At 67.2% G+C, this 24,359-nt stretch carries 21 protein-coding genes; 11 read left to right on the top strand and 10 right to left on the bottom strand.

Translation table 11 applies throughout. The features are described from left to right. Together V9K97_RS08510 and V9K97_RS08515 are read right to left on the bottom strand one after the other, a co-directional pair. The gene (locus V9K97_RS08510; protein ID WP_337317519.1) at window positions 1–1,704 is read right to left on the bottom strand and encodes an FAD-dependent oxidoreductase; all 1,704 of its coding nucleotides are present in this window, start codon (window positions 1,702–1,704) and stop codon (window positions 1–3) included. 16 nt (window positions 1,705–1,720) lie between these two features. Continuing rightward, a complete protein-coding gene (locus V9K97_RS08515; RefSeq protein ID WP_337317521.1) occupies window positions 1,721–2,740 on the bottom strand; it encodes a Bug family tripartite tricarboxylate transporter substrate binding protein in 1,020 nt (339 codons plus the stop codon). A 100-nt stretch (window positions 2,741–2,840) separates the two neighbouring features. Between V9K97_RS08515 and V9K97_RS08520 the strand changes: the two genes are divergently transcribed. Both V9K97_RS08520 and V9K97_RS08525 read left to right on the top strand, forming a co-directional pair. After that, window positions 2,841–3,737, top strand: a complete 897-nt coding sequence (locus V9K97_RS08520) for a LysR family transcriptional regulator (protein WP_337317523.1) — start codon at window positions 2,841–2,843, stop codon at window positions 3,735–3,737. 74 nt (window positions 3,738–3,811) lie between these two features. Beyond that, a complete protein-coding gene (locus V9K97_RS08525) occupies window positions 3,812–4,522 on the top strand; it encodes a DUF3053 domain-containing protein (protein ID WP_337317525.1) in 711 nt (236 codons plus the stop codon). Here V9K97_RS08525 and thiL read toward each other — a convergent pair whose 3' ends face one another. Continuing rightward, the gene (gene thiL, locus V9K97_RS08530) at window positions 4,523–5,482 is read right to left on the bottom strand and encodes a thiamine-phosphate kinase (RefSeq protein WP_337317527.1); all 960 of its coding nucleotides are present in this window, start codon (window positions 5,480–5,482) and stop codon (window positions 4,523–4,525) included. It lies immediately after the preceding gene. Window positions 5,483–5,527: 45 nt separating this feature from the next. Beyond that, window positions 5,528–6,154: an isochorismatase family protein gene (locus V9K97_RS08535; protein WP_337317529.1), complete on the bottom strand. Its 627-nt coding sequence runs from the start codon at window positions 6,152–6,154 to the stop codon at window positions 5,528–5,530. 104 nt (window positions 6,155–6,258) lie between these two features. Between V9K97_RS08535 and V9K97_RS08540 the strand changes: the two genes are divergently transcribed. After that, a complete protein-coding gene (locus V9K97_RS08540) occupies window positions 6,259–7,236 on the top strand; it encodes a GlxA family transcriptional regulator (RefSeq protein ID WP_337296442.1) in 978 nt (325 codons plus the stop codon). A 21-nt stretch (window positions 7,237–7,257) separates the two neighbouring features. Here V9K97_RS08540 and V9K97_RS08545 read toward each other — a convergent pair whose 3' ends face one another. From V9K97_RS08545 to apaG, 4 genes are all read right to left on the bottom strand, one after another. After that, entirely contained in the window at window positions 7,258–8,493 is a 1,236-nt protein-coding gene (locus tag V9K97_RS08545; RefSeq protein WP_258503748.1) for a YbdK family carboxylate-amine ligase, read from the bottom strand. Further along, on the bottom strand, window positions 8,490–9,761 hold the full coding sequence (locus V9K97_RS08550) for a cation:proton antiporter (RefSeq protein WP_258503750.1): 1,272 nt from the start codon (window positions 9,759–9,761) through the stop codon (window positions 8,490–8,492). The genes V9K97_RS08545 and V9K97_RS08550 overlap by 4 nt, the downstream gene beginning before the upstream one ends. Continuing rightward, window positions 9,758–11,758 carry a site-specific recombinase gene (locus V9K97_RS08555; RefSeq protein WP_337317530.1) on the bottom strand — a complete coding sequence of 667 codons (2,001 nt, stop codon included), beginning with the start codon at window positions 11,756–11,758 and terminating at the stop codon, window positions 9,758–9,760. Before V9K97_RS08555 ends, V9K97_RS08550 begins: the two co-directional genes overlap by 4 nt. A 126-nt stretch (window positions 11,759–11,884) precedes the next feature. Beyond that, complete coding sequence (gene apaG, locus V9K97_RS08560; RefSeq protein WP_258503754.1) at window positions 11,885–12,280, bottom strand: Co2+/Mg2+ efflux protein ApaG; 396 nt, start codon at window positions 12,278–12,280, stop codon at window positions 11,885–11,887. Window positions 12,281–12,351: 71 nt separating this feature from the next. Here apaG and rpe point away from each other — a divergent pair, with 71 nt between their 5' ends. Then, window positions 12,352–13,050: a ribulose-phosphate 3-epimerase gene (rpe, locus tag V9K97_RS08565; protein ID WP_157611760.1), complete on the top strand. Its 699-nt coding sequence runs from the start codon at window positions 12,352–12,354 to the stop codon at window positions 13,048–13,050. A 7-nt stretch (window positions 13,051–13,057) separates the two neighbouring features. On the opposite strand, the gene V9K97_RS08570 is transcribed toward rpe, so the two are convergent. After that, entirely contained in the window at window positions 13,058–13,330 is a 273-nt protein-coding gene (locus V9K97_RS08570; protein WP_258503755.1) for a hypothetical protein, read from the bottom strand. Window positions 13,331–13,489: 159 nt separating this feature from the next. On the opposite strand from V9K97_RS08570, the gene V9K97_RS08575 reads away from it, so the two are divergent. The 3 genes from V9K97_RS08575 (at window position 13,490) to ligD (ending at window position 16,651) form a co-directional block, all read left to right on the top strand. After that, entirely contained in the window at window positions 13,490–14,485 is a 996-nt protein-coding gene (locus tag V9K97_RS08575; RefSeq protein ID WP_337317533.1) for a succinylglutamate desuccinylase/aspartoacylase family protein, read from the top strand. Between the two features lie 202 nt (window positions 14,486–14,687). Continuing rightward, window positions 14,688–15,731 (top strand): non-homologous end joining protein Ku, encoded by a 1,044-nt coding sequence (gene ku, locus V9K97_RS08580; protein WP_337317534.1) that lies wholly within the window; start codon window positions 14,688–14,690, stop codon window positions 15,729–15,731. Window positions 15,732–15,751: 20 nt separating this feature from the next. Next, window positions 15,752–16,651, top strand: a complete 900-nt coding sequence (gene ligD / locus V9K97_RS08585; RefSeq protein ID WP_443302921.1) for a non-homologous end-joining DNA ligase — start codon at window positions 15,752–15,754, stop codon at window positions 16,649–16,651. A gap of 28 nt (window positions 16,652–16,679) precedes the next feature. On the opposite strand, the gene V9K97_RS08590 is transcribed toward ligD, so the two are convergent. Further along, window positions 16,680–17,498 carry a transglutaminase-like domain-containing protein gene (locus V9K97_RS08590; RefSeq protein WP_337317536.1) on the bottom strand — a complete coding sequence of 273 codons (819 nt, stop codon included), beginning with the start codon at window positions 17,496–17,498 and terminating at the stop codon, window positions 16,680–16,682. A 331-nt stretch (window positions 17,499–17,829) separates the two neighbouring features. Between V9K97_RS08590 and V9K97_RS08595 the strand changes: the two genes are divergently transcribed. The 4 genes from V9K97_RS08595 to V9K97_RS08610 all read left to right on the top strand — a co-directional run bounded on the left by V9K97_RS08595 (window position 17,830) and on the right by V9K97_RS08610 (window position 24,358). Beyond that, window positions 17,830–17,997, top strand: coding sequence for a hypothetical protein (locus tag V9K97_RS08595; RefSeq protein ID WP_258503759.1), 168 nt, complete (start codon window positions 17,830–17,832; stop codon window positions 17,995–17,997). Beyond that, the gene (gene katE / locus V9K97_RS08600) at window positions 17,994–20,180 is read left to right on the top strand and encodes a catalase HPII (protein WP_337317537.1); all 2,187 of its coding nucleotides are present in this window, start codon (window positions 17,994–17,996) and stop codon (window positions 20,178–20,180) included. Before V9K97_RS08595 ends, katE begins: the two co-directional genes overlap by 4 nt. A gap of 258 nt (window positions 20,181–20,438) precedes the next feature. Then, entirely contained in the window at window positions 20,439–22,481 is a 2,043-nt protein-coding gene (locus V9K97_RS08605; protein WP_337317539.1) for a CHAT domain-containing protein, read from the top strand. 227 nt (window positions 22,482–22,708) lie between these two features. Further along, window positions 22,709–24,358, top strand: coding sequence for a ShlB/FhaC/HecB family hemolysin secretion/activation protein (locus V9K97_RS08610; RefSeq protein ID WP_337317540.1), 1,650 nt, complete (start codon window positions 22,709–22,711; stop codon window positions 24,356–24,358). Window position 24,359 lies beyond the last annotated feature (1 nt).

Raw genomic sequence — 24,359 nt, forward strand, 5'->3', positions numbered from 1 at the left:
TCAGGCGATCACGCCTTCCCACCTCAGCAGCCGCCTGCGGCCCTGAAGATGCCGCCGCTCGCCGCGCAGCTGCGCCACCAGTTCATAGGCGTCGGGCGGCACATAGGCACCGCGCCAGGCCACGTGCTGGTCGGCGCGGCACAGCACCAGCCGGTGCATGTACGCGGCCGGTACCTCGGCCGCCTCGATGTCGACCACGGTGAGCGGCATGTCGTAGGCGCGCGCCGCGCGCTCGAGCGCCGATACATCCGCGCTGCGATCGAAGCGCAGCAGCGTGTAGCCCGGCCCGAAGGCGTCGTAGAGCGAGCGCCCATCGCCAAGCCAGAAGTGCGGCGCGCGGCAGCCCGGCACGGTGGAGGGCGTGAAGCCCCCCATCGAATAGGCCGGCGCGGTGTGCTCGCCATCGGCCACGATGATCGGTGAGCCGGTGTAGAAGTAGCCGAAATTCAGGCCCGCGCAGCAGAACTGCTGCACGTTGAGTTCGTACGCCTCGCGGCCGATCTCGGCGCGCAGCGCGTCGCCCTCCGGCCCGGGCGCCTCGATGTCGTGCGGCACGGCGCGGCGCGCGCGAATCATCTTCTGCGCATGTTCCATCGCAAAGTTCGACACCTGCTCGGTGATCGGCAGGCGTTCGGCTTCGTAGGCATCGAGAATGCCTTCGTCGCCCCAGCCGCGCACGCAGGCCGCGAGCAGCCACGAAAGGTTGAGCGCATCGGCAATGCCCGCGTTCATTCCGTATCCCGCATAGGGCACCCACAAATGCGCCGCGTCGCCCGCAAGGAACACGCGGCCTTCGCGAAAGCGGTTGGCCACAAGTCGGCGCCCCACCCAGTCTTCCTTGCTGATGATCTCGTACGAAAAATCAGGCCCCACACCCAGGATTTCACGCAGCGACCTGTCGCGGTCGACCGAATCGAACTCGGGCTCGTCGGCGTTCAGGTGGTTGTGCACCAGCCAGGTTTCCTGCCCGTCGATGGCAAACATCGTGCCGCAGCGGCGCGGGTTCATTGCGTAATAAGACCACGCGGGCTTGCCCGGCATGAGCGCGCGCAACTGCGGCGCGCGAATGAAGGTCGACTGCACGCGCTGGATCACGGCCGTGCCTTCCAGTTGCGCGCCGATCTGCTTGCGCACGGCGGAGCTGCCGCCGTCGCAGCCCACCATGTAGCGGCATCGAATGGTGTGTGTCGCGTGGCTGTCCAGATTGAGGGCGGTGGCGCTCACACCGCCGCTGTCTTGCGTGAGCGCCGTGAACTGCGTGCGGTTCAGCAACCGCACGCCGGGCAGCGCCGCCGTGTGCCTGAGCAGGATCGGCTCCAGGTAGATCTGGTTGATGCGGTGCGGCGGCTCGGGCGTGGGCCAGCGCGCATCTGGTCCTTCGGTTTCGGTATACCGGTCGCGCCGGCACGGAATGGGAATGCGCGCGAGCTCCACGCCCGTGGCGCTGGTGCGAAACACCACGTCGTTGGGATAGTCGGCCGGCAGCCCCGCGTCGCGCAGCTTCTGCGCCACGCCCAGGCGGCGAAACTGCTCCATGGTGCGCGAGGACACGTGGTTGCACTTCACGCTCGGCGCCTCGGCGAACCGGCGGGTTTCGCAAATGATGACCGAGAGGCCGTGCGAGACCAGGTCCATGGCCAGCGTAAGGCCCACCGGGCCCGCACCGACGATCAGCACGTCGGCTTCGAGATTCTTGTCTGTCATGGTCTGTTGAACCCCTTCAGTCAAGCTTGATGCGGGCGTCCTGGATGACCTTGGCCCACTTCTTCGTTTCGGTGCGGATGTAGGCGGCAAAGGCCTCCGGCGTGCCCGGCGAGGGCTCCACGCCAAGGTTGCGCATCGCGGCCTTGTTCTGCTCGTCGGCCAGTGCGGCATTGATCTCGACATTGAGCCTTGCCACCACATGTGGAGGCGTACCGGTTGGCGCCACCACGCCGAACCAGCCGGTCGAGTCGTAGCCGGGCAGTCCGCCCTCGGCCACGGTCGGCACGTCGGGCAGCATGGGAAGCCGCTCTGGGCTTGTCACGGCGAATGCCACCAGCTTGCCGGCCTTGATCTGCTGCAGCGACGAAGGCAGGTCGACCACCGCAAGCGGTATCTGGCCCGCCAGTGCATCGAGTGCCGCCGGCCCCGAGCCGCGATAGGGCACCTCCACCAGCTTGATGCCCGCCATTTGCGAGAACAGCGCGGCCGAGAGATGCATGGCCGTGCCGTTGCCACCATGGCCGATGGAGAGCGAGCCCGGCTTTTCTTTTGCAAGTGCAATCAATTCGCGCTGCGTCTTTGCAGCCACGGAAGGGTGTCCGACGATCACGAACGGAATGGCCGCAAGCATGCCCACCGGCCTGAAGTCCTTCAGCGGATCGAAGGGCATCTGCGGATACAGGCTCGTGTTGGCCGACAGCGCGCCGGCCGCGCCCACACCCAGCGTGTAGCCGTCGGCGGGCGCCTTGGCCACCAGCGCAAGGCCCACGTTGCCTCCAGCACCGGGCCGGTTGTCCACCACCACCTGCTGGCCGAGCTTCTCGTTCATGCGCGGCACCAGCATGCGCACCACGCCGTCGGCGCTGCCGCCAGGCGGAAAGGTCACCACCATGCGAATGGGCTTGTCGGGAAAGTCGCCGGCGGCCGTCGCCTGTGCCTGCGCGTGGGCGGTAACGGTCAGCAGTGCGCAGGCCGTGCCCAGCAGCAGTAGCTGCCGGCGAAGCGCATGTGCCTGGCAGGCCATGGTAGCAGTCATCGAATCACTCCTTGAATATTGGTCTTGTTTGATGCCGATTGGACGATGCCAGCATTCATCCGTAAATCAAGGAATTCCGCATCAAATATCATCTTTTCTAATGAACGCGAACTTCAGTCCTACGCTGCGCCAGTTGCGTGCATTTCTTGCCGTCTACCAGATGCGACAGCTCAGCGCGGCGGCGCAAAAGCTCTTCGTCACGCAATCGGCGGTGAGCATGCTGATCCGCCAGCTGGAGGAAGGGCTGGGCACGCGGCTGTTCGACCGCACCACGCGTTCGCTTAAACCCACCGCCGCCGCGGAAGAGATGCTTTCCACGGTCGAGCGGGTGCTGCGCGATGTCGATTCGCTCTCGGCCGATTTCCGCGAACTCAGCACGCTCGAGCGCGGGCGCGTGACGCTGGCCATCACACCCACCCTTGCGGCGCTGCTCCTGCCCGATGCGATGCGCGTGTTCGCCGAGCAGCATCCCAAGGTGCGCGTGCTGGTAAACGACTGCGCGCCCGACCAGTTCATTTCGCGCATCCTCGGCGAGCATGTGGATTTCGGCATCGGCACGCCCGAGCGGCCCGGCGCCGAGGTCGAGACGCAGCGGCTCATGCGCGACCATCTCGCGCTGGTGTGCCGCAGCGATCATCCGCTGGCCAATGCGCGCGTGGTCCGCTGGAGCGATCTCGGGCGCCACCCCGTCATTACCGTGCGGCCGGGCTACGGCGTGCGGCCGCTCATCGACGGCACCGCGGCCGATGCCGGCGTGGCGCTCGACGTGGTGAACGAAGTCTCGTTTCTTTCAACGGCCCTGTGGATGACCGCCAGCGGCATGGGGCCGTCGATCATGCCCTCGGCCTTTGCCCGCGCCGCGAACGATCCGTCGCTGGTGATCAAGGTGCTCAGTGCGCCGCGCGTGGCGCGCGACATTTCGGTGGTCACCAAGCGCGGGCATTCGCTGTCGGCGGCGGCGCGCAGTTTCATCGACGTGCTGAAGCAGTCGTTGTAGTTCTTTTCCATTCCTTCCGCAGCACGCGCGGGCCGTATGCTTGGCGCCTCATTCAAGCGCGAAAGCCACTCATCATGAAAACAACCCTGGTCCGTTTCAACGCGTTGTGCCTGTGCCTCGCATTCAGTCTCTTGCTTGCCGCCTGCGGCAACAAGGAGGCCGAGCAGCGCACCGCATTCATCGGTTTCTTGCAGACCCGCGTGCTCGACAAGCCGGGCCTTCGCGTGCCCGCGCCCAACGCCGACGAGAAGGCCTCCTTCGGCGACTATACGCAGCACTACGCGGTGATTGCCGACTTCAACGAAGGCATGAACAAGTCCGTCAGCCAGCCCATGACCCAGGTGATGGCCAAGGGCTCGTTGCGCTCCGTTGCCGACCTGGCATCGCGGCGCGACGACCTCAAGGCCGCGAAAGACGGCCTCGGCGGCTTGCGCACCGCGCTCGACCAGGAGCTTGCCAAGGCCGACGCCGCGCGCGCCAAGCTCAAGCAGCCCGACGACCTGAAGCAGGTGTACGACAAGGCCTATGAAAAGACGGTAACGGCGCCGGCCGCCACCTTCAAGGAAGTGTTTCCCGCACTCGACGCGGTGTTCGACGGCGCGCTGGCCGTGGGCGACTACATCGAGCAGAACAAGTCGAAGATCCAGGTCTCCGGCTCGACCATGGCCGTGACCGACCCCGCGGTGCAAGCGCAGCTCAACAAGATGCTGCAGGACCTCAACGGCCACTCGAAGGCCATCAATGCCGCGCAGACAAAAATGCAGGCAATGGTCCGCGGGGGCTGATCAGACGAAGTGGTCGAACGAGCCGAATCGCTGCGCGACCGGTGAGCCGCTCGCGTCCACGATGCGCAGGCCCGCTTCGGCATCGATGCGGCCGATGCGCGTCACGCGCGTGAAGCTCTCCTTGCCGGCTTGTTCGACCGCAGCGCGCGCGGAGGGCGCGGCGGTAAAAACCAGTTCGTAGTCGTCCCCGCCCGAAAGCGCGCAGGTGCGCAGTGCTTCGATGCCGAGGCCGGGCGCCGATGCGGCGGCCACCGTGCTCGTGGCCGCGTCGGCATCGAGCGTTGCGCCCACCCGGCTCGACGCGAGGATATGGCCCAGGTCGCCGACGAGCCCATCGCTCACATCCACCGCCGCCGAGGCGATACCGCGCAAGGCCTGCCCCAATGCGACACGCGGCGTGGGCTGCTCCATGCGCATGCGTGCCTGCGCGAAGACATCGGCCGGCAATGCGAGCGTGCCGCGAAAAACTTCAAGCGCCAGCCGCGCATCGCCCAGCGTGCCGCTGACCCATATGTCGTCGCCCGCGCGCGCGCCAGAGCGCAGCAGCGCCGCACCGGCCGGCACTTCGCCGAACACGGTAATGCAGATGTTGAGCGGGCCGCGCGTGGTGTCGCCGCCCACAAGCTCGCAGCCGTGCGCATCGGCCAGCGCGAAGAGCCCGCGCGAAAAGCCTTCGAGCCAGGGCTCGTCGATCCCGGGCAGCGCGAGGGCAAGCGTGAAGGCCAAGGGCTTTGCGCCGCAGGCCGCAAGGTCGCTGAGGTTCACCGCCAGCGCCTTGTGGCCGAGCCGCGCCGGATCGACCGTGGAGAGAAAGTGCCGGCCTTCGACCAGCATGTCGGAAGACACCGCCAGCTGCATGCCCGGCGCGGGCGCGAGCAATGCGCAGTCGTCGCCCACGCCGAGCGGGGAGCGCTTGGCGGGGCGCTTGAAGTAGCGTGTGATCAGGTCGAATTCACCCATGGGGCGAGCATAAGCGCTGCGGCGTCCGCGAACGCCGGGCGGTGCTCACCCCCGCGCGCGGCGGTTCGACATCACCACGTTGTCCTTCTCGATCGGCTGGCCGGCCTGCAGGGCGGCCATCCATGCCTCGGTGCTCGCCACGGCCGCAAAGTTGCTGTGGAACACGACGCTGAACACGCGGTGGATTTCCTCGGCACTGACCTTGCCGGCCGCGTTCTCGTAGGGCAGCGCGCCGGTCGCGTCCGAAAGAAACTCCACGTTCAACCCGCGGTGCATGGCCTCGAACACGGTGGACGCATCGCAGTTCTGCGTCATGTAGCCGGCCACGCTGAGCGTGTCGATCTCATGGCGCGCGAGCCAGTCGGCAAAGTCGGTGCCGGTGAACACGCTGGGGAACGTCTTGGTGATCAGGTGGTCGCGCGGGCGCTTTGCAACTTCAGGATGCAGTTCGCCGTTGTGGGTGTCGGCCTGGAACACCGGCGCTCCCTTGGGTGCGTGATGGCGAACCACCACCACGGGCGTGCCGGCCGCGCGGGCTGCGTCCATGGCCTTGGCGATGTTCGGCAGCGATTGTTCGACGGGCGGATATTCGATCGGCAGGCCGCCGCCTTCGAAATACTCGTTCTGCACGTCGATCACGACGAGGGCGCGACGCGGTGTGGGGTTGCTCATGGTGTGTGGCTCCTGGCTGTGGTTGTGTTGCGATGGCTTGATTCTTCCCGCTTGGGCGCGCCGGAGAAAGTGGCCCGAAAGCCATTCATCGATAAAATCGGGCCATGGCTCAAAAATCTGCGGAAACCATCGCCGTCGTCGCCTTCGACGGCATCAGCCCCTTTCACCTGTCGGTGCCGTGCATGGTCTTCGGCGAAGACCGCACCGAGGCGGGCGACCCGCGCTTTCGCCTGCTGGTGTGCGGGGTCGAGCCGGGGCCGCTGCGCACCAATGCCGGCTTCACGCTGACGGTGCCGCACGGCCTGGAGGCGATCCGCAAGGCACAGATCGTGGTGGTTCCTTCATGGCGCGACGACATGCGCGCCGCGCCGCCCGCGCTGATCCGTGCGCTGCAGGCGGCGCACCGGCGCGGTGCCGTCGTGGTGGGACTGTGCCTGGGCGCGTTCGTGCTGGCCGAGGCGGGCCTGCTCGACGGCCGGCCGGCCACCACGCACTGGAACCTGGCCGAAGCCTTTGCCAGGCAATACCCCAAGGTCACGCTGCAGCCCGAAGTGCTGTATGTCGACGACGGCGATGTGCTCACTTCAGCCGGCACGGCCGCGGGCATCGACTGCTGTCTTCATCTGCTGCGGGTGCGCTACGGCGCAGAGGCGGCGAACCGCGCTGCGCGGCGCATGGTCGTTGCGCCGCACCGCGAGGGCGGGCAGGCGCAGTACATCGAGCGGCCGGTGCCCGCCGCCGCGGAAAGCGACCGCCTTGCGCCGCTGCTCGAATGGCTGGGTCGCCATTTGCACAGCCCGCATGAGCTGGACGAGCTTGCCAGTCGCGCGCTGATGAGCCGGCGCACCTTCACGCGGCGCTTTCGCGAAGCCACTGGCACCACGGTCGGCCAGTGGCTGCAGAACCAGCGCCTGGCGCTCGCGCAGCGGCTGTTGGAGACCACAGGCAAACCGGTCGAGCGCGTGGCGACGGACGCCGGCTTCGGCTCGGCGGTGTCGCTGCGAAAGCACTTCGTCGCGGCCTTCAAGATTTCTCCCACGGCGTACCGCAGGCAGTTCTCGCAGGAGGCGGTGGCCGCCTGACCGGCAACGGTCGCGGCGGGCTCAGGCCGCGCCGCGAAAGCGCAGCGCCGCCTGCCGCACCACCTCGGCCAACAGGCGCTCCTTGCCCTGCTTCTCGCGCAGCCAGCGCGCATCGTTGCGGTTGGCTTCCACGCTGGTGCGCAGTTCGCCGAGCGCCTGCGTGGCGTTGAGCGCCTCGCTGTGCCATTCGAGCTGCGTCATGGTCATGAGGATGTGGTCGCGCAGCGGCATGTGCTGGCCGCTGGCGGGATCGACATACACCGCGTCGAGCCCGAAGCGGCAGGCCTGGAAGCGGTTGTAGGTGTACACCAGGTAGTCGTCTTCCGTCGGCTCGAAGGGCTGCTCCTGCAGGAACCACGCGGCCAGCGACTGCACGTAGCCCGCCAGCGCCGCGGCGCGCTCCACCGTGAGCGGCGTGTCGAACACGCGGATCTCGATGGTGCCGAACTCCGGTTTGGGCCGGATGTCCCAGTAGAAGTCTTTCATGCTGCGCACGACGCCGGTGCGGGTCATGCGCTCGAAATACGCTTCGAATTCTTTCCAGCTCAAGGTGAAGGGCGCGCGTCCCGAGAGCGGAAACGCGAACACCGAGTTGAGCCGGGCCGAGTCGAACTGCGTGTCCTGCCCCTGCACGAACGGCGACGAGGCCGACAGCGCAATGAAGTGCGGGATGTAGCGCGACATGCGGTGCAGCATCAGCAAGGCCGCGTCCGCATCGGGGCAGCCGATGTGCACGTGCTGGCCGAAGATGGTGAACTGCTTGCTCAGGTAGCCGTACAGCTCCGACAGCTCGCGAAAGCGCGGCTTGTCGTAGATGCGCCGCTCATGCCATTGCTGGAACGCATGCGTGCCGCCGCCCACCACCGCAATGTTGAGCTTGTCGGCGTTCTTGATCAGCGCCTCTCGAATGGGCGAGAGCTGCTTGATGACGTCCTGCGCCGAATGGCAGATGTCGGTCGAGATCTCGATCATGCTCGAGGTCATCTCGGGCACCACGCTGCCGGGGAGGGGCGTTTGCGCCATCAGCCGCAGCATGTCCTCGGCATACGGCGCCAGGTCGTAGTCGTGCGTGTTGACGAGTTGCAGCTCCAGCTCCACGCCGAGCGACAGCGCTTCGGAGCGGTTGAAGGGCTCCAGCTTGACCACGCGGCTCGCAGGGTCCGCGGGAAGCGCCGGCGAGCGGAAGTCGTCGCTGTCCACCGTGCCGGGAACGAGAGGGGCGTTGGAGCTGTCTGGAAAGCCAGTGGACGCGGTCATCGCTGCGTGTCCTCCGTGGTGCTGAAAGCCTGTGGCGCCCAGGGCACCGAGCTTTCGCCCACCGCGTGTATGGCCACGGTGGCGAGCACGGCGCCCATCACCTCCATGAGGAGAATCGAGGGCAGGGCCACCTGCGTGATCATGGTGCCGAGCAGTGGCGACGCGGTGGTGAAGTTGGATGCGATCAACAGCGCAATCGACGACAACGGCGACATCGCGCAGCCAACCCAGAAGGCCTGCTTCCAGCTGGCGCCGCTGCCGGGGTTGGCAATGGCCACGCCCGCGATCTTGGCAAACAGGCGAACCACGATCACCGCCAGCACCACGCTGGCAACGGGCAATGTCCAGTCGGCCTGCGCCGCCACGATGGACACCAGCACGAACATCAGCATGGTGAGCAGCGATGCGGCCGTGCCGAGCTGCCGCTGCCAGGCCCAGGGCTTGGGGTTGAGCGTCTTGAGCAGCACGCCGCCGATCAGCGCGGCGAGCGGTGCGGAGCCGCCGACGTGCGCCGTGAGCGCGGCGCCGGCCGCAATTAGCGCGAGCAGCAGGATCGAAGTGCTCTCGCTCGTCGGGCTCATGAACCGCAGCGCCGTGCGAAGCGCCAGTGCCAGGATTGCGCCGATCACGAAAGACAGGCCAAGCACCACCGCTACCGGATAGAGCTTTTGCAGCAGGGTTTGCGGCGCGCGCTCGATGAGGCCCGCCTGCGCATAGCCGAGCGCCAGCGCATAGAAGGTGTTGAGCGTCGCCAGCGTCATGGCGCGCTCGGTCACCGGGCCCGAGGCGCGCGTGTCCATGATCACGCGGCTCAGCACGGCCGGTGAGGCGACGATGGCCATCAGTGCGATGGGGTTGGCCACCGGGTCGGGCAGGCCCAGCAGCTGCAGCGTCCACAGCACGCCGAAATAGGTGAGCGTGGCTTCCAGCAGGCTTTGTCCCAGCACCATCGGGTTGTGGCGGAACCAGCGCAGCGGCAGCCGGCCGCCGGCTTCGAACAGCACCACGGCGGCGCCCAGCTCCAGCAGGAACAGGCTGATGCCGCGCAGCGGCCAGATGGCCCCCTCGAAGCCGGCAAAGCCGACCACCGCGCCGACGATCGAATAGCCCACCACCTTGGGCAAGCCCAGGTAGCGCTGCACCAGGTGGCCGGAAGCCGCCGCGGCGGCCAGCAAGAGCGACCAAAGCACCGTGGGCAGGCCCGCCGAGGGGCGCAGCCACTCGGACCAGAAGCCCAGCAGGTCGTTGAAGAGACTCGTCAAATTCATGCAGGTAGAAAAAAGCTTACGGGCCGGCTGCGCCAGCGTGCCCAGATGGCGCTGCGGATACGCGCGCGGTCACCAAGGCTCACGCTGTGCGCGCGCAGGGCCAGACGGAATGCGAAATAGAAACTCACGCTCACATTGAGCGCACCGATCACCGGGATGGCCGCCACCGCCCACCACAGCGCGGGCTGCTGGAGCACCGGCATGCCCACGGAGGCCGCGGCCGCCGCTATTTGCCCGGCCGACAGTGTCACGTGGCGCACGTCCAGGCCTAGCCCGAAGAAACCCGCGAATGCGGGCAGCAGGCCAAGCATGAGTCCGAGCGAAATGTTGGAAGCGAAGCCCGAGATGTGTGTGCGCATGAAGGTGGCCCAGCGGCGGGCACGGGCGGCACCCAGAAAAGCGCCGATGCGAGGGTTGTAACGCATGGCGGAGTCCAGCCTGTGCAGGACAAAGGCGTTTTCTGTCCAGCCCGCGACGATGCTGGCGGCAAACAGCAGCACGCCCGTGAGAGCAGCGTAGAGCGCGGTGGGGCCCAAGAGCGAGAGCGATTGCAGCGTGGCCGCGGCATGCGCCGCATCGAGCAGCGGCCGGCCAAGCGCGAGCTGCACCAGAAGCGCCAACCCCAGCATCGCCGGCACCACCACACCCACATTGCCCAGCACCGCCGCCACTTGCGAGCGCACCAGGTTGGCCACCTCGTCGACAAAATCGGCCACCGCAGCGTCGGTCTTGATGTCGCGCAGGCGCGCCGCCATGGCGGGCGCCGTCATCGCGGGCTGCTTGGTGGCCAGGGTCAGGTGCAGCAGCTGGATGGCGACGAAGCTGGCGGCATACATCAGGCCCGACCAGAAGCCGCTCCAGAACGCCGACAGGCCAATGGCATAGATGCTGAACTTGAGCAGCACCGTCAATGAGGTGAGCGCGCCGCCGCCCGCGGCCTTGCGCACCATCTGCAGGTAGCTCGCGCGGTCGCGCGTGATGTAGTGCTCGCCGGTTTCGGCGCTGCGCTCGGTCACCCGGGCCGCAAGCATCGACGAGTTCGATGCAATCAGCGCGCGGATGCTGTTGCGCTCGCCGCCCGCCAGCACCAGCCGGCCCACCAGCCGCGCCACGTTGGGCGCCGGCGCGGCCGGCATCAGGCAGTCGAGCAGCTCGCGGATGCGCAGCACCCGCTCGCGCAGCTGGCGCAGCCGGAACACCAGGCCGACCGAAATGCCGTTGTCCTCGAAGTGCGCATAGACCGACGAGGCACTGGCGCGGCAGGCGTCGAGCCGGTCGCGAAAGGCCAGGAAGGCGGCCTGCAGCGCCGCATCGCCTTTCTCGCCCTTTTCGCCGTGTTCGCCCGCGGGCTTTTCGAACATCTGCTCGCGCAATTCGTCCAGGTCGGCCATGAGCGCGTGGAACGGCCGGGCCTCGTGATGCTCCACGCTGGTGCGCAGGCGAAGCTCGGGCGAGAAGCCGGCCGCCACCACCTGGCTGCTGCAGTAGGTGACCGCGTCCATCACCGTGTGGCGCCAGCGCGGCGTTCCGTCGGCCTCCAGGGTTGCGTCGGCGAGCAGGGCGCCGATGCGGGCAAGCTGGGTTTCGTCGAGCAGCGCGATCCAGCCCGCGTCGAACACGCCGGGCAGCACCATGCGAAAGAGGTCCGACGCGTCGGTGGTCTCGGGCGTGCCGGGCAGGATTTTCCGGCGAAGGCGTTCGGTGAGCTCGCTCACAAACGCAGTGCGCGGCGCAAAACCGTAGTCCGCCAGCAGCGTGGTCAGGTCGACCGCCTGCGTGAACGCGTGCCACCACGCGCGCAGGCGCTCGCGCAGCTCGGGCCGCGCCTCCACTGCGTCGAGCAGCAGCGACACGCGCCCCACGGCGGCCTGCGGCGACGCGCGGTCGCCGCGCAGCCAGTCGAAAACGTCGATCAGCCAGACATGGCGCTGCGCCACGTCCGCCGTCGGATCAAGCCGGGCCAACAGGCCCTGCAGGTCATGCGATGCAGCAGCCATAAAAAATGTGAAAACGGAAAACCAAATACCAGAAACGCCGAGGAACCGGCTTTGCCGGGCCTCTGGTGTTGCCCCCGGCGAGGGGGAGGGAGAAGCGACACGCAGTGCGCGAAGCCTGGGGGAGTACTAGTGCAATACGCGCGAGACAGGCGCCCCGCCAATGTCGGCTTCCAGCACGAACATCGGAACCGGCACGTCGAAGCGCTCGCCCTCTTCAGTCACCACGAAGAAGCTGCCGTGCATGGTGCCGCTCGGCGCCTGCAGGCGGCAGCCGCTGGTGTAGCGGAACGATTCGCCCGGCGCCAGGAGCGGCTGCTGGCCGATCACGCCAAGGCCTTTGACTTCCTGCGCATGGCCGGAAGCGTCGTTGATGAGCCAGTGGCGCGCGATCAGCTGCGCACCCACCTGGCCCACGTTCGAGATGGTGATCGTGTAGGAGAAGGTGTAGATGTTGTCCTTGGCGGAGGACTGGTCGGCCAGGTAGCGGGGCTCGACCTGGACGCTGAAGGGGCTGTGTGACATGCGCGCGATGGTAACTGGAGCCTTCTCTTGCACGGCTTTCCGGGTTTTGCGGCGGCTGCGACAATCGGCGCATGAGCACGCCGTTCCGCATCGCCCCCTCCATTCTTTCCGCCGATTTCGCGCATCTTGGCGACGAACTGACCAAGGTCATCGCCGCCGGCGCCGACTGGATCCATTTCGACGTGATGGACAACCATTACGTGCCCAACCTGACCTTCGGCCCCATGATCTGCAAGGCCCTGAAGCCCTACGCCAAGACGGCGGACGGCGAGCCGGTGCCGGTCGACGTGCACCTGATGATCCAGCCCGTCGACGCGCTGGCCGCGTCTTTTGCGGAAGCGGGCGCCGACTACATCAGCTTTCACCCCGACGCATCGCCCCACGTCAACCGCAGCATCCAGGCCATCAAGGGCGCGGGCTGCAAGGCGGGGCTGGTGTTCAACCCGGGCCTGGGTCTGGAGGCGCTGGACTGGGCCATCGACGACATCGACCTGATCCTGATCATGTCTGTGAACCCGGGTTTCGGCGGGCAGAGCTTCATCGACTCGGCGCTGCGCAAGATCGAACTCGCGCGCAAGCGCATCGAGCAGAGCGGCCGCGACATCCGCCTGGAGGTGGACGGCGGCATCAAGGCCGACAACATTGCGCGCGTGGCCTCCGCGGGCGCCGACACCTTCGTGGCCGGCAGCGCGATCTTCAACGCCAAGGACTACGGCGCGGTGATCTCGTCGATGCGCGACCAGCTCGCCGGCGTCGGCAAGAAGAAGTAAACCAAGCTCAGCGCTTGACCTTGTCGTTGTAGACGCGGTCCGTCACCGGGCCGCGGTCGGTATCGACGGCGCCGCGCTCGATGTCGTCATGGCCCTTGCGGCCCACCTCGCTCGGCTGCCCGTCCTGCGCCTCCTGGCTGTCGGAAGACTGGTCGCGCTCATGCGGCAGGCGCGGCGCCGAATCGCCTCCTTGCTCGACCTTGGTGTTGCCGCCGCCGGCGTCCCGCACCGGGTCGTCCGGTGTGCCGGGGTCCTTCGAACGGGGCTTGCTGCTGCTCATGGCGTGTTCCTCTCGGTGTCTATCTGATGAGTCGAGCCTGCACCGCTCGGCCGGCAGCGGCGGTAGGACAGCCGAGGCGGGCCCTGTAGGCGTGCCGCGCCGCTATGAAACCAGTAGCGTCTTTGCGCACAGGGCAACCCCTCCGCAATAATCGGCCGGATGTCTTCCGATGATCCTCTTGCCGGCGCCGCCACCGACAGCCTGCGCATCCACACCTTCGCCTCGCTGAACCCCGGCCCCCGGCTGCTGGTGCTGGGCGGGGTGCACGGCGACGAAACCTGCGGAACCGCGGGCATCGAGCGCGTGCTGGCCGAGCTCGACGGCGGCGCGCTCCAGTTGCTGCGCGGCCAGCTCACCTTGGTGCCCGTGGCAAATCCGCTCGCGCGGAGGCGCCTGCAGCGGGAGGGCGAGCGCAACCTCAATCGCCTGTTCAAGCCCAGCGAGGCGCCGGCCGACTATGAAGGCCGGGTGACCAATGTGCTGTGCCCGCTCATCGAGCGGCAGGACGTGCTGCTCGACCTGCATTCCTTCCAGAGCGAGGGCGAGGCCTTCGCGATGATCGGCCCGCGCGACAACACCGGCCCGCTGGAGCCCTTCGCCCGCGCCGCCGAGGAGGGGCTGCTCGCGCTCCACCTGGGCACACCCATCGTGGTGGAAGGCTGGCTCGACATCTATGCGGCCGGGCTCGCGCAGCGCTCCGCGGGCGTTGCGGTCGACGAAGACGCGATCGACTTCGGCCGCGGCACCAACGAATACATCCGCAATTGCGGCGGCTACGGCGTCACGCTCGAATGCGGCCAGCACCGGGACCCGAAGGCCCCCGAGGTGGCGTGGCGCGCCATTCGCCGCGCGCTGGCGCTGCTCGGCATGGCGGAGCTGCCGCAAGGCATGCCAGCCGCGCCGCCCAGCCCGCCCCAACTGCTGCGGCTGGCGAGCGTGACAGACCGGCTGCACGAAGAAGACAGTTTCGTGCGCGACTGGGCCACCTTCGATGCGGTGCAGCGCGGCGAGCCCATCGGCATGCGCCACGACGGCACGCTGGTCAGCGCGCCGGACGACGGGTTCATCGTCTTCCCCAACGCACTGGCACTGCCCGGCGCCGAGTGGTTCTACTTCGCGCGGCCGAGCGAGCGCGTGCTCGACCCTGTGGCCTGAAGCATCTGCTCCTTCCCCTTCTGGGGGAAGGCTGGGATGGGGGCGGGCAGAGCGCCCAGTAGACACGCCGCTTGCCCCCACCCCGGCCCTCCCCCGGAAGGGGAGGGAGAAAACCGGGCCGCGCCTTACGGCAGGCGCCGCAGCGCTCCTACACGGGCCGGAGGCCCTTGGCGCAAAGTCTCGAGCCTGAAGGAGTGTGTCCATGGCAGTCTCGAAAAAAGCACCCGCGCCGCGCGTCCTGTGGAAAGGCGCGATCAGCTTCGGCCTCGTCCACATCCCGGTGGCGCTGTACTCGGCCACCACCAGCCAGAGCATCGACTTCGACTGGCTCGACAAGCGCACCATGGACCCCGTGGGCTACAAGCGCATCAACAAGAAGACCGGCAAGGAGATCGCGCGCGAGAACATCGTCAAGGGCATCGAATACGAAGACGGCGAATACGTGGTGCTGAGCGACAAGGAAATTGCCGACGCATACCCTAAGACCACCCAGACCATCGAGATAGAGACCTTCGTGCCCGCCAACGGCATTCCATTTCTCTATCTCGAGCGCCCCTACTACGTGGCGCCCATCAACCGCGGCGCCAAGGTGTATGCGCTGCTGCGCGAAACGCTGCAGCGCAGCGGCCGCATCGGCGTGGCGCGCGTGGTGATCCAGACCAAGCAGCACCTTGCCGCGCTGGTGCCCGTGGGCCCGGGACTGGTGCTGAACCTGCTGCGCTGGGGCACCGACATCCGGCCCTGGACCGAGCTGCCGCTCCCCTCCGAAGACGCGAAGAAGGCCGGCCTGAACGAACGCGAGATCAAGATGGCCGAACAGTTGGTGGAGGACATGAGCGCCGACTGGGACCCTGACGAATACAAGGACGAGTTCAAGGACGAGATCCTGCGGCTCGTCGACCGCAAGGTGGCCGCGGGTCAGACCGAGACGGTGACGCAGATCGAGCCCGAGGAAGGCCAGGCCGTCGAAGGCCGCGGCGCAAAGATCATCGACCTGACCGAACTGCTGCAGCGCAGCCTGCGCAAGGGCGGCGGCGCCAAGGCCTCCACCAGGACCGCCGACGCGGACGAAGAGGAAGACGACGAAGACGAACCCGCCAAGCCGTCTGCCAAGAGCAGGACCACGGCCAAGGCCAAGCCGAAGTCCAAGGCCCACGCCAAGGCCACCGCCAAAAGCACCAGCGGCAGTGCCGCGGGCAAGCGCAGTGCTGCCAAGACCGCTCCCGCCCGGCGCCGCGCAGCATGAACGGACGGGAGAGCGACCGGATGGAGACCAAGGAGACCAAGGCACCGCGCATCACCCATGCGGAACGCGTGATCGACACCGTGAGCGGCGTCACCAAGGGAGACCTCGCAGAGTACTACGCCACCGTGGCGCCGCTGATCCTGCCGCACCTCAAGGGGCGCCCCGTGGCGCTGGTGCGCGCGCCCGAGGGCGTGGGCGGCGAGCTGTTCTTCCAGAAGCATGCGCAGCACAGCGACATTGCCGGCATCAAGCTGCTCGACCCGGCGCTGGACCCGGGGCATGACCCGCTGCTGCAGATCGACACGGCCCAGGCGCTCATCGGCGCGGCGCAGTACAACACCATCGAGCTGCACACCTGGAACGCCACCTCGCGCGCCATCGGCAAGCCCGACCGCATGACCTTCGACCTCGACCCCGGCGAGGGCGTCGACTGGCAGCAGATCCAGGAGGCCGCGCTGCTGGTGCATGTGCTGCTCGACGAACTCGGCCTGCCTTCGTTCCTGAAGACCAGCGGCGGCAAGGGGCTGCACGTGGTGGTGCCGCTCAAGCGCGAGCTTGGCTGGGACGAGGTGCGGGGCTTTTCGCGGGCTATCGTGCAGCACCTGGCGCGCATCGTTCCAGACCGCTTCGTGGCCAAGAGCGGGCCGCGCAACCGCGTGGGCAAGATCTTTGCGGACTACCTGCGCAACGGCTTCGGCGCCACCACGGCCTGTGCCTGGTCGGCGCGCGCGCGTCCGGGCATGGGCGTGTCGGTGCCGCTGGCGTGGGAAGAACTGCCCGACCTGGGCAGCGCCGCCCACTGGACGGTGGCCACCATTGCCGACCGCATCGGCGTGGGCAACACGCCATGGGACGCCATGGAGAGCAGCCGAACGGGTCTGCGGGTCGCCATGGAGATGCTGGGCTACATGCCCTCGTGAAGCCGGCGGACCTCGCCGGCCCGCTTTGCTACTGGAGCACTTCGTTCGTCGTCACTTCGAAGCGCTGCAACGAGTTGGCGCCGAACACCATGGTGATCGGCACGTCGGCCGCATCGCGCCCGCGTGCAATCACGATGCGGCCGATGCGCGGCACGTTGTGCCGCGCATCGAAGGTGTACCAGCGGTCGCCCAGGTACACCTCGAACCAGGCGCTGAAGTCCATCGGGTACGGCACGGGCGGAATGCCGATGTCGCCCAGATAGCCCGTGGCATAGCGCGCCGGAATGTTCATGCAGCGGCACAGCGTGATGGCCAGGTGCGCAAAGTCCCGGCACACGCCCGTGCGCTCTCGAAAGCCCTCGAGCGCCGTACGCGTGGCGCGCGCGCTCTGGTAGTCGAAGCGCAAATGCTCGTGCACGAAGTCGCAGATGGCCTGCACCCGGTGCCAGCCGGGCGCCACGCGCGAAAAGTTGTTCCACGCGAACTGCAGCAGCTCGCTGTCGACTTCGCAGTAGCGGCTCGGCAGCAAAAAGGGCAGCGTCGACACCGGCAGGTCGGCCGCCGCGTGCTCCATGGCGCTGTAGTCCACCGGGTCGGACCAGCCCGGGTCGAACACCACGGCATGGTTGCGCAGCCGCACGCTCTCCACGCCCGCGGGTATCCGCACCCGCGCGCAGTGGTTGTCGAATGCATCCATGTAGTAGTCGGTATGCAGCGGCGGGCTGATGGTGATGTGCTCGCCGTTCTGCAGGTCCGCCGCGCGCGACGGGTGGACTTGCAGCATGTAGATCAGTGCCGTGGGTGCCGTGACGGCGAGTTCAATGTCGAAACCGATCTCTATCTGCATGTCGTTCTTCCCTGTGGGCCAAGTATGTGTTCTGTCCGGATGTGCAAGCAGGCTTCGTGCCTCCTTTGTTGATGCTATCGGTGCCCCGATGCCGGGGCACGCGGGCAGATGCGCAAAGCCGCGTAGGTGCGAGCCCGGTTCTGTCGGCGCGCTCCTACCTTGCACGCCTCACCTCTCCCACAAGCGGGGGCGAGGCGTCACTACGGGTAACAGTCTGCGGCAAACATAACCTTTCGATTCGCTCGCAACGCCTTCAAATCGGCTCTTATCGCCCTTACCGGCTGCAGCGCAAGCATCACGACTTGTCCAATCTGATCTGCTGGAGCGAATCATGAATATCTCTGCCCTGTTCGATTCACTCACCGGTACTTGGGGGGATGAAATCCTGTTCTGGGTGGTGGCCGCAGTGGCAGGGTTCATCTGCCTGATTGCGTTGGTGAACGTGCTGGACCTTTTTCTCGACAACGAAGCTGACCCCCCAATGAAAGATCCTCGATGACGCCACAGAACAAGGCCGCCGCCGGACGCCGATCGAAGGCCACGGACGGCACCAATGCCAAGCAGCAGCAACTCGAAGGCTTCGCGACCGATCATGCGCCCAATCTGACGACCAACCAGGGTCTTCAGATTCCAGACAACCACAACTCGCTCAAGGCAGGTCTGCGCGGGCCCACGCTGCTCGAAGACTTCATCCTGCGCGAGAAGATCACGCACTTCGACCACGAGCGCATTCCCGAACGCGCGGTGCATGCCCGCGGCTCGGCGGCGCACGGCTTTTTCCAGGTCTACAAGTCGATGTCGCAGTTCACCTCGGCCGACTTCCTGCAGGACCCCGATGCGAAGACGCCCGTTTTCGTGCGCTTCTCGACGGTGGCCGGCGAACGCGGATCGGCCGATACGGTGCGCGACGTGCGCGGCTTCGCGGTCAAGTTCTACACCCGCGAAGGCAACTACGACCTCGTGGGCAACAACATCCCGGTGTTCTTCATCCAGGACGCAATGAAGTTTCCCGACCTCGTCCACGCCGTCAAGCCCGAGCCGCACCACGCGATGCCGCAGGCCGCGAGCGCGCACGACACCTTCTGGGACTTTGCCTCCCTCATGCCCGAGAGCACCCACATGCTGATGTGGGCCATGTCGGACCGCGCCATTCCGCGCAGCTATCGAATGATGGAAGGCTTCGGCGTTCACACCTTCCGCTTCGTCAACCATCGCGGCGAGAGCCATTTCGTCAAGTTCCACTGGAAGCCCAAGCTCGGCATCCACGGCCTCGCATGGGACGAAGCCCAGAAGATCGCCGGCAAGGACCCGGACTTTCACCGGCGCGACCTGTGGGAAGCCATCGAGAACGGCGACTTCCCCGAATGGGAGCTCGGCGTGCAGCTCATTGCGCAGGACAAGGCGCAATCGCTCGGCTTCGACCTGCTCGATGCGACCAAGCTCATTCCCGAAGAGATGGTGCCGGTGCAGCGCATCGGTCGGCTGGTGCTCAACCGCAACCCCGACAACTTCTTTGCCGAAACCGAGCAGGTGGCGTTCCACCCAGGACACGTGGTGCCCGGCATCGACTTCAGCAACGACCCGCTGCTGCAGGGGCGCCTGTTCTCGTATACCGACACGCAGATTTCGCGCTTGGGCGGGGCCAACTTTCACGAGTTGCCCATCAACAAGAGTGTCTGCCCGTTCCACAACTTCCAGCGCGACGGCATGCACCGCCAGACCATTGCGCGCGGCCAGGTGGCCTATGAGCCCAACTCGCTGGGCGACGGCAAGGAGTTCCGGGTGGACGGCGGCAGCGTCGGCTTCCAGTCGTACCCCGACGAGATGGAGTCGCCCAAGGTGCGCCGGCGCAGCCCGACCTTCGACGACCACTTCACGCAGGCGCGCCTGTTCTTCAACAGCCAGAGCGCGGCCGAGAAAGAGCACATCATCGCGGGCTTCCGCTTCGAGCTCTCGAAGGTCGATGTGCCGGCCATCCGCCAGCGCATGGTCGACAACCTGGCGCATGTGGACGAAAAGCTCGCGCGCCGCGTGGCGGAGCCGCTCGGTATTGGTGCGCCCGATGCCAAGGCCGCCGCGGGCCGCGCGGGCTATCGCGAACACCGCATGACGCTGCCGGTCTCGGAATCGCCCGCGCTCAGCATGGCCGATACCGGCGACGGCACGATCCGCACGCGCAAGATCGCCATCCTGGTGGCGGACGGTATCGACTCCGCCTCGCTCAAGCCGATTCGCGATGCGCTCGAGCAGGCCGGCGCGCGCTGCAAGGTGGTCGGCCCGCGCCTGGGCACCGTTGCCAGCGCGTCGAAGCGGCAGATCGACATCGACATGACCTTTGCCAACGCGCCTTCGGTGATGTTCGACGCCGTGCTGGTGCCCGGCGGCAGCCTGGGCGCCGCCGCCCTTGCGGCCGCGGGCGATGCCGTGCACTTCGTGCTCGAGGCGTACAAGCACTGCAAGGCCATCTGCACCGTGGGCGAGGGCGTGCAGCTGTTGTCCAGGCTCGGCATTGCCGCCGACCCGCAACCCGGCGATCTGCCTCCCGGCGTCGTCGTGGCGGCCACGCCGGTCACCAACCTGGGCGACAACACCGCAGCCACGCAGATCGCGCTGGACTTCATCGCGGCCATTGCCAAGCACCGCCACTGGGAGCGGGCCGACATCGAATCGGTCCCCGCCTGACGCACTCCCTCAAGTAGTCCGTTTGCGCTAGGCCTTCTTGCGAATAGCCGCCGCGGGAGGGCCCTCCTAGACTTTCCCCACGAGGCCTGAACGGCGCGCACTTCCGCGACGTCGACCCCCGCAACCGCGGGCACACGGGCCGCACGCGGGGGTCCAATGACGTGGTTTTTGAGAACGGGATGGGAGCGCTCGGCACGTCGTGCAGGAGTCGCGGGTGCTCTCGGGCTGGCTGGCGTTCTCTTGCTGGGGCACGGGCCATTGGCCCTTGCGCAGCAGCAGGCGCCCAACGCCGAGGCCGCGGCCAGCAAGGCCGAGCAGGCCCGGCTTGCCGACACCGACACCTTGCTGGCATTGACCAGCGAGGGCGCGGTGCTCTACGGGCAAGACGCGGTCAAGCTCTCCGGCTACCAATATTGCAGCCAGGCGGTGGCGCTGGCCGAAGCCGGTGAGTTCAGGCAGAGCGTGCGGGCCGCCAGCAAGGCGCTGCATCTGGCCAATGCCACCCGCGACCCGAACCTGATGGCCATGGCCAACCGGGACCTGGCCATCGTCTACAGCTATTCGGGCCAGCTCGAGAAGGCCGAGGAATTTGCACGCGAGGCGCTCAAGCACCAGGCGCGCGACCCCAAGCTGGTGGTCGGCCCGGTGCAAAAGGTCATCGGCGACGTGCGCACCCGCCGCGGCGACTATGCCGGCGCGGTGATCAGCTACGACGAGGCGCTGGCCAACAGCTCCGCGCGCTATGCCCCGCTGGTGCAGGCCTCTCTCGTCAACGCGCTCATCGAATCGGGCGATGCGGCCAGGGCGCGCGAAGTGCTCGGCGGCATGGCGGCGCCCAAGGACGCACCGCTCACGGCGCAGCTCGACCGCACGCGCGCACGGCTGCTGCTGGCCGAGAACAAGCCGGCCGAGGCGCGCGACCTGTACCGCGCGCTCACGGCTCGCCAAGTGGGCACCGACACCGAGTACTACCGCCTCTGGGCCTGGGACGGCGTGGCGCGCAGCGAGCTTGCGCTGGGCCAGAAGCAGGCCGCGGCCGACGCCGTGGCCCGCGCGCTTGGCAGCGTCGACCAGGTGCGCGCCAAGTTCCGCAGCGAAGAATTCAAGATGGGCCTGTTCTCGGACCTGCAGTCGGTGTTCGAGCGCGGCGTGTCCATCTACAGCGACGCGGGGGATGCACGCCAGGCCTTCGAAGTGAGCGAGCGCAGCCGCTCGCGCGCGCTGCTCGATGCGGTGCGCGGCCGCGCAAAGATCAACGAACGCGCCTCGCACACCGTCGACCTGGCCACGCTGCAAGGCACGCTGGCGCCGGACGAGCGCGTGGTGCAGTTCCACGCGCTGCCCGACCGCCTGCTGGTGTGGGTCGTGAGCCCCGCCGGCATCGAGGCCAAGACGGTGCCGGTGCGCCGCGAAGAGCTCACCGAACTGGTGGAAGTGTTCCGCAATTCCATCGTGCGCGGCCGCCGCGCGGCCATCACCAATGCCGACAAGCTCGGCACAGCGCTGCTCGGCCCGCTGGGCCTGGCACCCGGGCAGCGCGTGATCGTGGTGCCCCACGGGCCGCTGCATTACCTGCCGTTCCAGGCGCTGCGCCTGGGCGGGCGCTACCTGATCGAGACGAATCCGGTGGCCGTCGCGCCTTCCATCAGCATTGCGGTGCAGCTGGCGCAACGCACGCCGCGTGTGAGCGCATCGCTCACAGCTTTCGGCAATCCGCGCATCGAAGACAAGTACGACCTGCCCGGCGCGGAGGTCGAGGTGAAGCAGCTCGCGCAGCTGTTCCCGCGCAACACCGTGTACATGGGCGCGGCAGCCACCAAGACGCAGTTCCGCGAAGTGGCCGCGCGCTCGCCGCTGATGCACGTGGCGGCCCACGCAGAGGCGGACGCGGTCGACCCGCTGTATTCGCGCATCCTGCTGGCCAACGAAGGCGGCAAGCAGAATTTTCTGGAAGCGCACGAGATCCTCGGGCTGCCGATGGACGGCACGGCGCTCGTCACGCTCTCGGCCTGCGAGTCGGGCCTCGGCCGCATTGCGCAGGGCGACGAGGTGCTGGGCTTCACGCGGTCGTTTCTCTCGGCCGGAAGCTCGAGCCTCATTGCATCGCTGTGGCCCGTGTCCGATGACGCAACCGCGGTGCTCATGGGCACGCTCTACGGCGAGCTCGCCAAGGGACGCGATCTGCAGAAGGCGATGCAGGCGGGGCAACTGGCCGTGCTGAAGGACCCGAAGATGTCGCATCCCTTTTTCTGGGCGCCGTTCAACCTGATCGGCAACTGGCGTCTCACGGTGGGGAGCTGACATGAAAAGACGAACCACTGCCATGTCTGGTCGTTGTGTTGCGCGCGGTTGTTCAGGGCGCTGGTCGATCAGCCGCACACCAGCAGCGTGCCCCGGTAGCCTTTGCACACGCCCTGAACAGCAGCAGCGCCAAGAACACAACCAACCCACGGTGGAGCACTGAGATGCGCGCTAGCCAACGCTCTACGCCAATTGCCTTTGCTGTCTCCGCTTTGATGGGCGCCACGTTGCTGGTAGCAGCCCAGCGCACCCACGCAGCAGAAACAGACACCAACACGCTGCTCCCCACCAAAGACCCCTGCGGCACCTGCGACCGCCCGCTCGCCCAGGCCACCGGCACCGTTGCACCGCAAAGCTTGCCTGCACCGCCGCAACCGCCTGCCGCTTCGTTCAAGCTCAACGACCTGCGCCTGAACGGCGTCAAGGCGCTGACCAACGAAGAACTGCAAAGCATTACCGCACCCTACATCGGCCGCAACGTCACGCTCGGCGATCTCGAAAGCCTGGCGCAGGCCATTACCGCGCGCTACAAGGAGCGCGGCTACTTTCTCGCGCAGGCCGTGGTGCCGGTTCAAACCGTGCGCGACGGCATCGTGGAAATCAGCGTCATCGAAGGCAGGCTCGGCAAGGTCGATGTCACCGTCGCACCCGATGCCCCCATCAGCGAAGCCCGCGTGCGCGGCTTTCTCGCGCCCCTGCAGCCCGGAGAAGCCGTGAGCGCGCCCGCCTACGAGCGCGCGATGCTGCTGCTGTCGGACCAGCCCGGCATTCGTGTCACGTCGGGGCTGCAGGAAGGCACGCAAAGCGGCACCACCGATCTTTCGGTCGAGGTCGTCGCGGGCCCGCGCTGGGCCTTCACGGCCGAGGGCGACAACCATGGCACCAAGGAATCGGGGCGCTTTCGTGTCGGTGGCACCGCGCGCTATCTCAGCCCCTTCGGCATCGGCGACAACCTCGACATGCGGTTGATGGTTTCGAACAGCAACGCGCTGCAGTTCGGCCGCGTGGCCTACGAGGCGCCCATCGGCACCAGCGGCCTGCGCGCCGGCATTGGCCTTGCGCGCGTCAACTACGAGCTTGGCGGCGAGTTTGCCGAACTCGGGGCGCAGGGCAGGGCCGACGTGCTCGATTTTTCTCTCAACTACCCGTTGATCCGCCAGCGCCAGCAGAACCTCTTCCTGCGCCTTGGCGCCGACGTGAAGAACCTGACCGACGAGATGAACGCGGTCGACTTCGCGTCGAAGAAGCGTGTGCACGGCCTGGGCCTTGGCTGGGCCTGGGAGCGCCGCGACGAGGTGCTCGGCGGCGGCTACTGGGCCAGCTCGGGCACGCTTTACCGTGGTGACCTTTCCATTCGCGACGAGCAGAGCCGCGCGTTCGACCAGAGCGTGGCGGGCCACCGCACCGAGGGCGGCTACACCAAGCTGAGCTTCCAGATTTCGCGGCTGCAGGCGATCGTGCCGAACCATTCGCTGTATGTGGCGCTCGGCGGCCAATGGGCCAGCAAGAACCTCGACGCTTCCGAGAAGCTAGCGCTCGGCGGTGCGCGCGCGGTGCGTGCGTACCCGTCTGGCGAACTGCTGGTGGACGAGGGCGCCATCGGCACCGTCGAATGGCGCTGGTCCCTTAACTCGGAGCTCACGCCTTTCGTGTTCTACGACGCCGCGCGCGGAAAGATCGTGCGCAACCCTTCGCCGTTCGACACCGGCCCCAACCGCCACAGCCTGCGGGGTTTCGGCATCGGTATTTCGTGGGCGCGGCCCGGCAACTTTGCGATCAACGCGACGCTCGCCTGGCGCGACGGCACACGGCCGGCGCAGACCGATGGCGGCGGCCGCAACCCGCGTTTGTACGTGCAGGCGCAAAAGGTGTTCTGAC

It is taken from the genome of Variovorax sp. CCNWLW186 (genome assembly GCF_037203865.1).
Lineage (GTDB): Bacteria > Pseudomonadota > Gammaproteobacteria > Burkholderiales > Burkholderiaceae_C > Variovorax.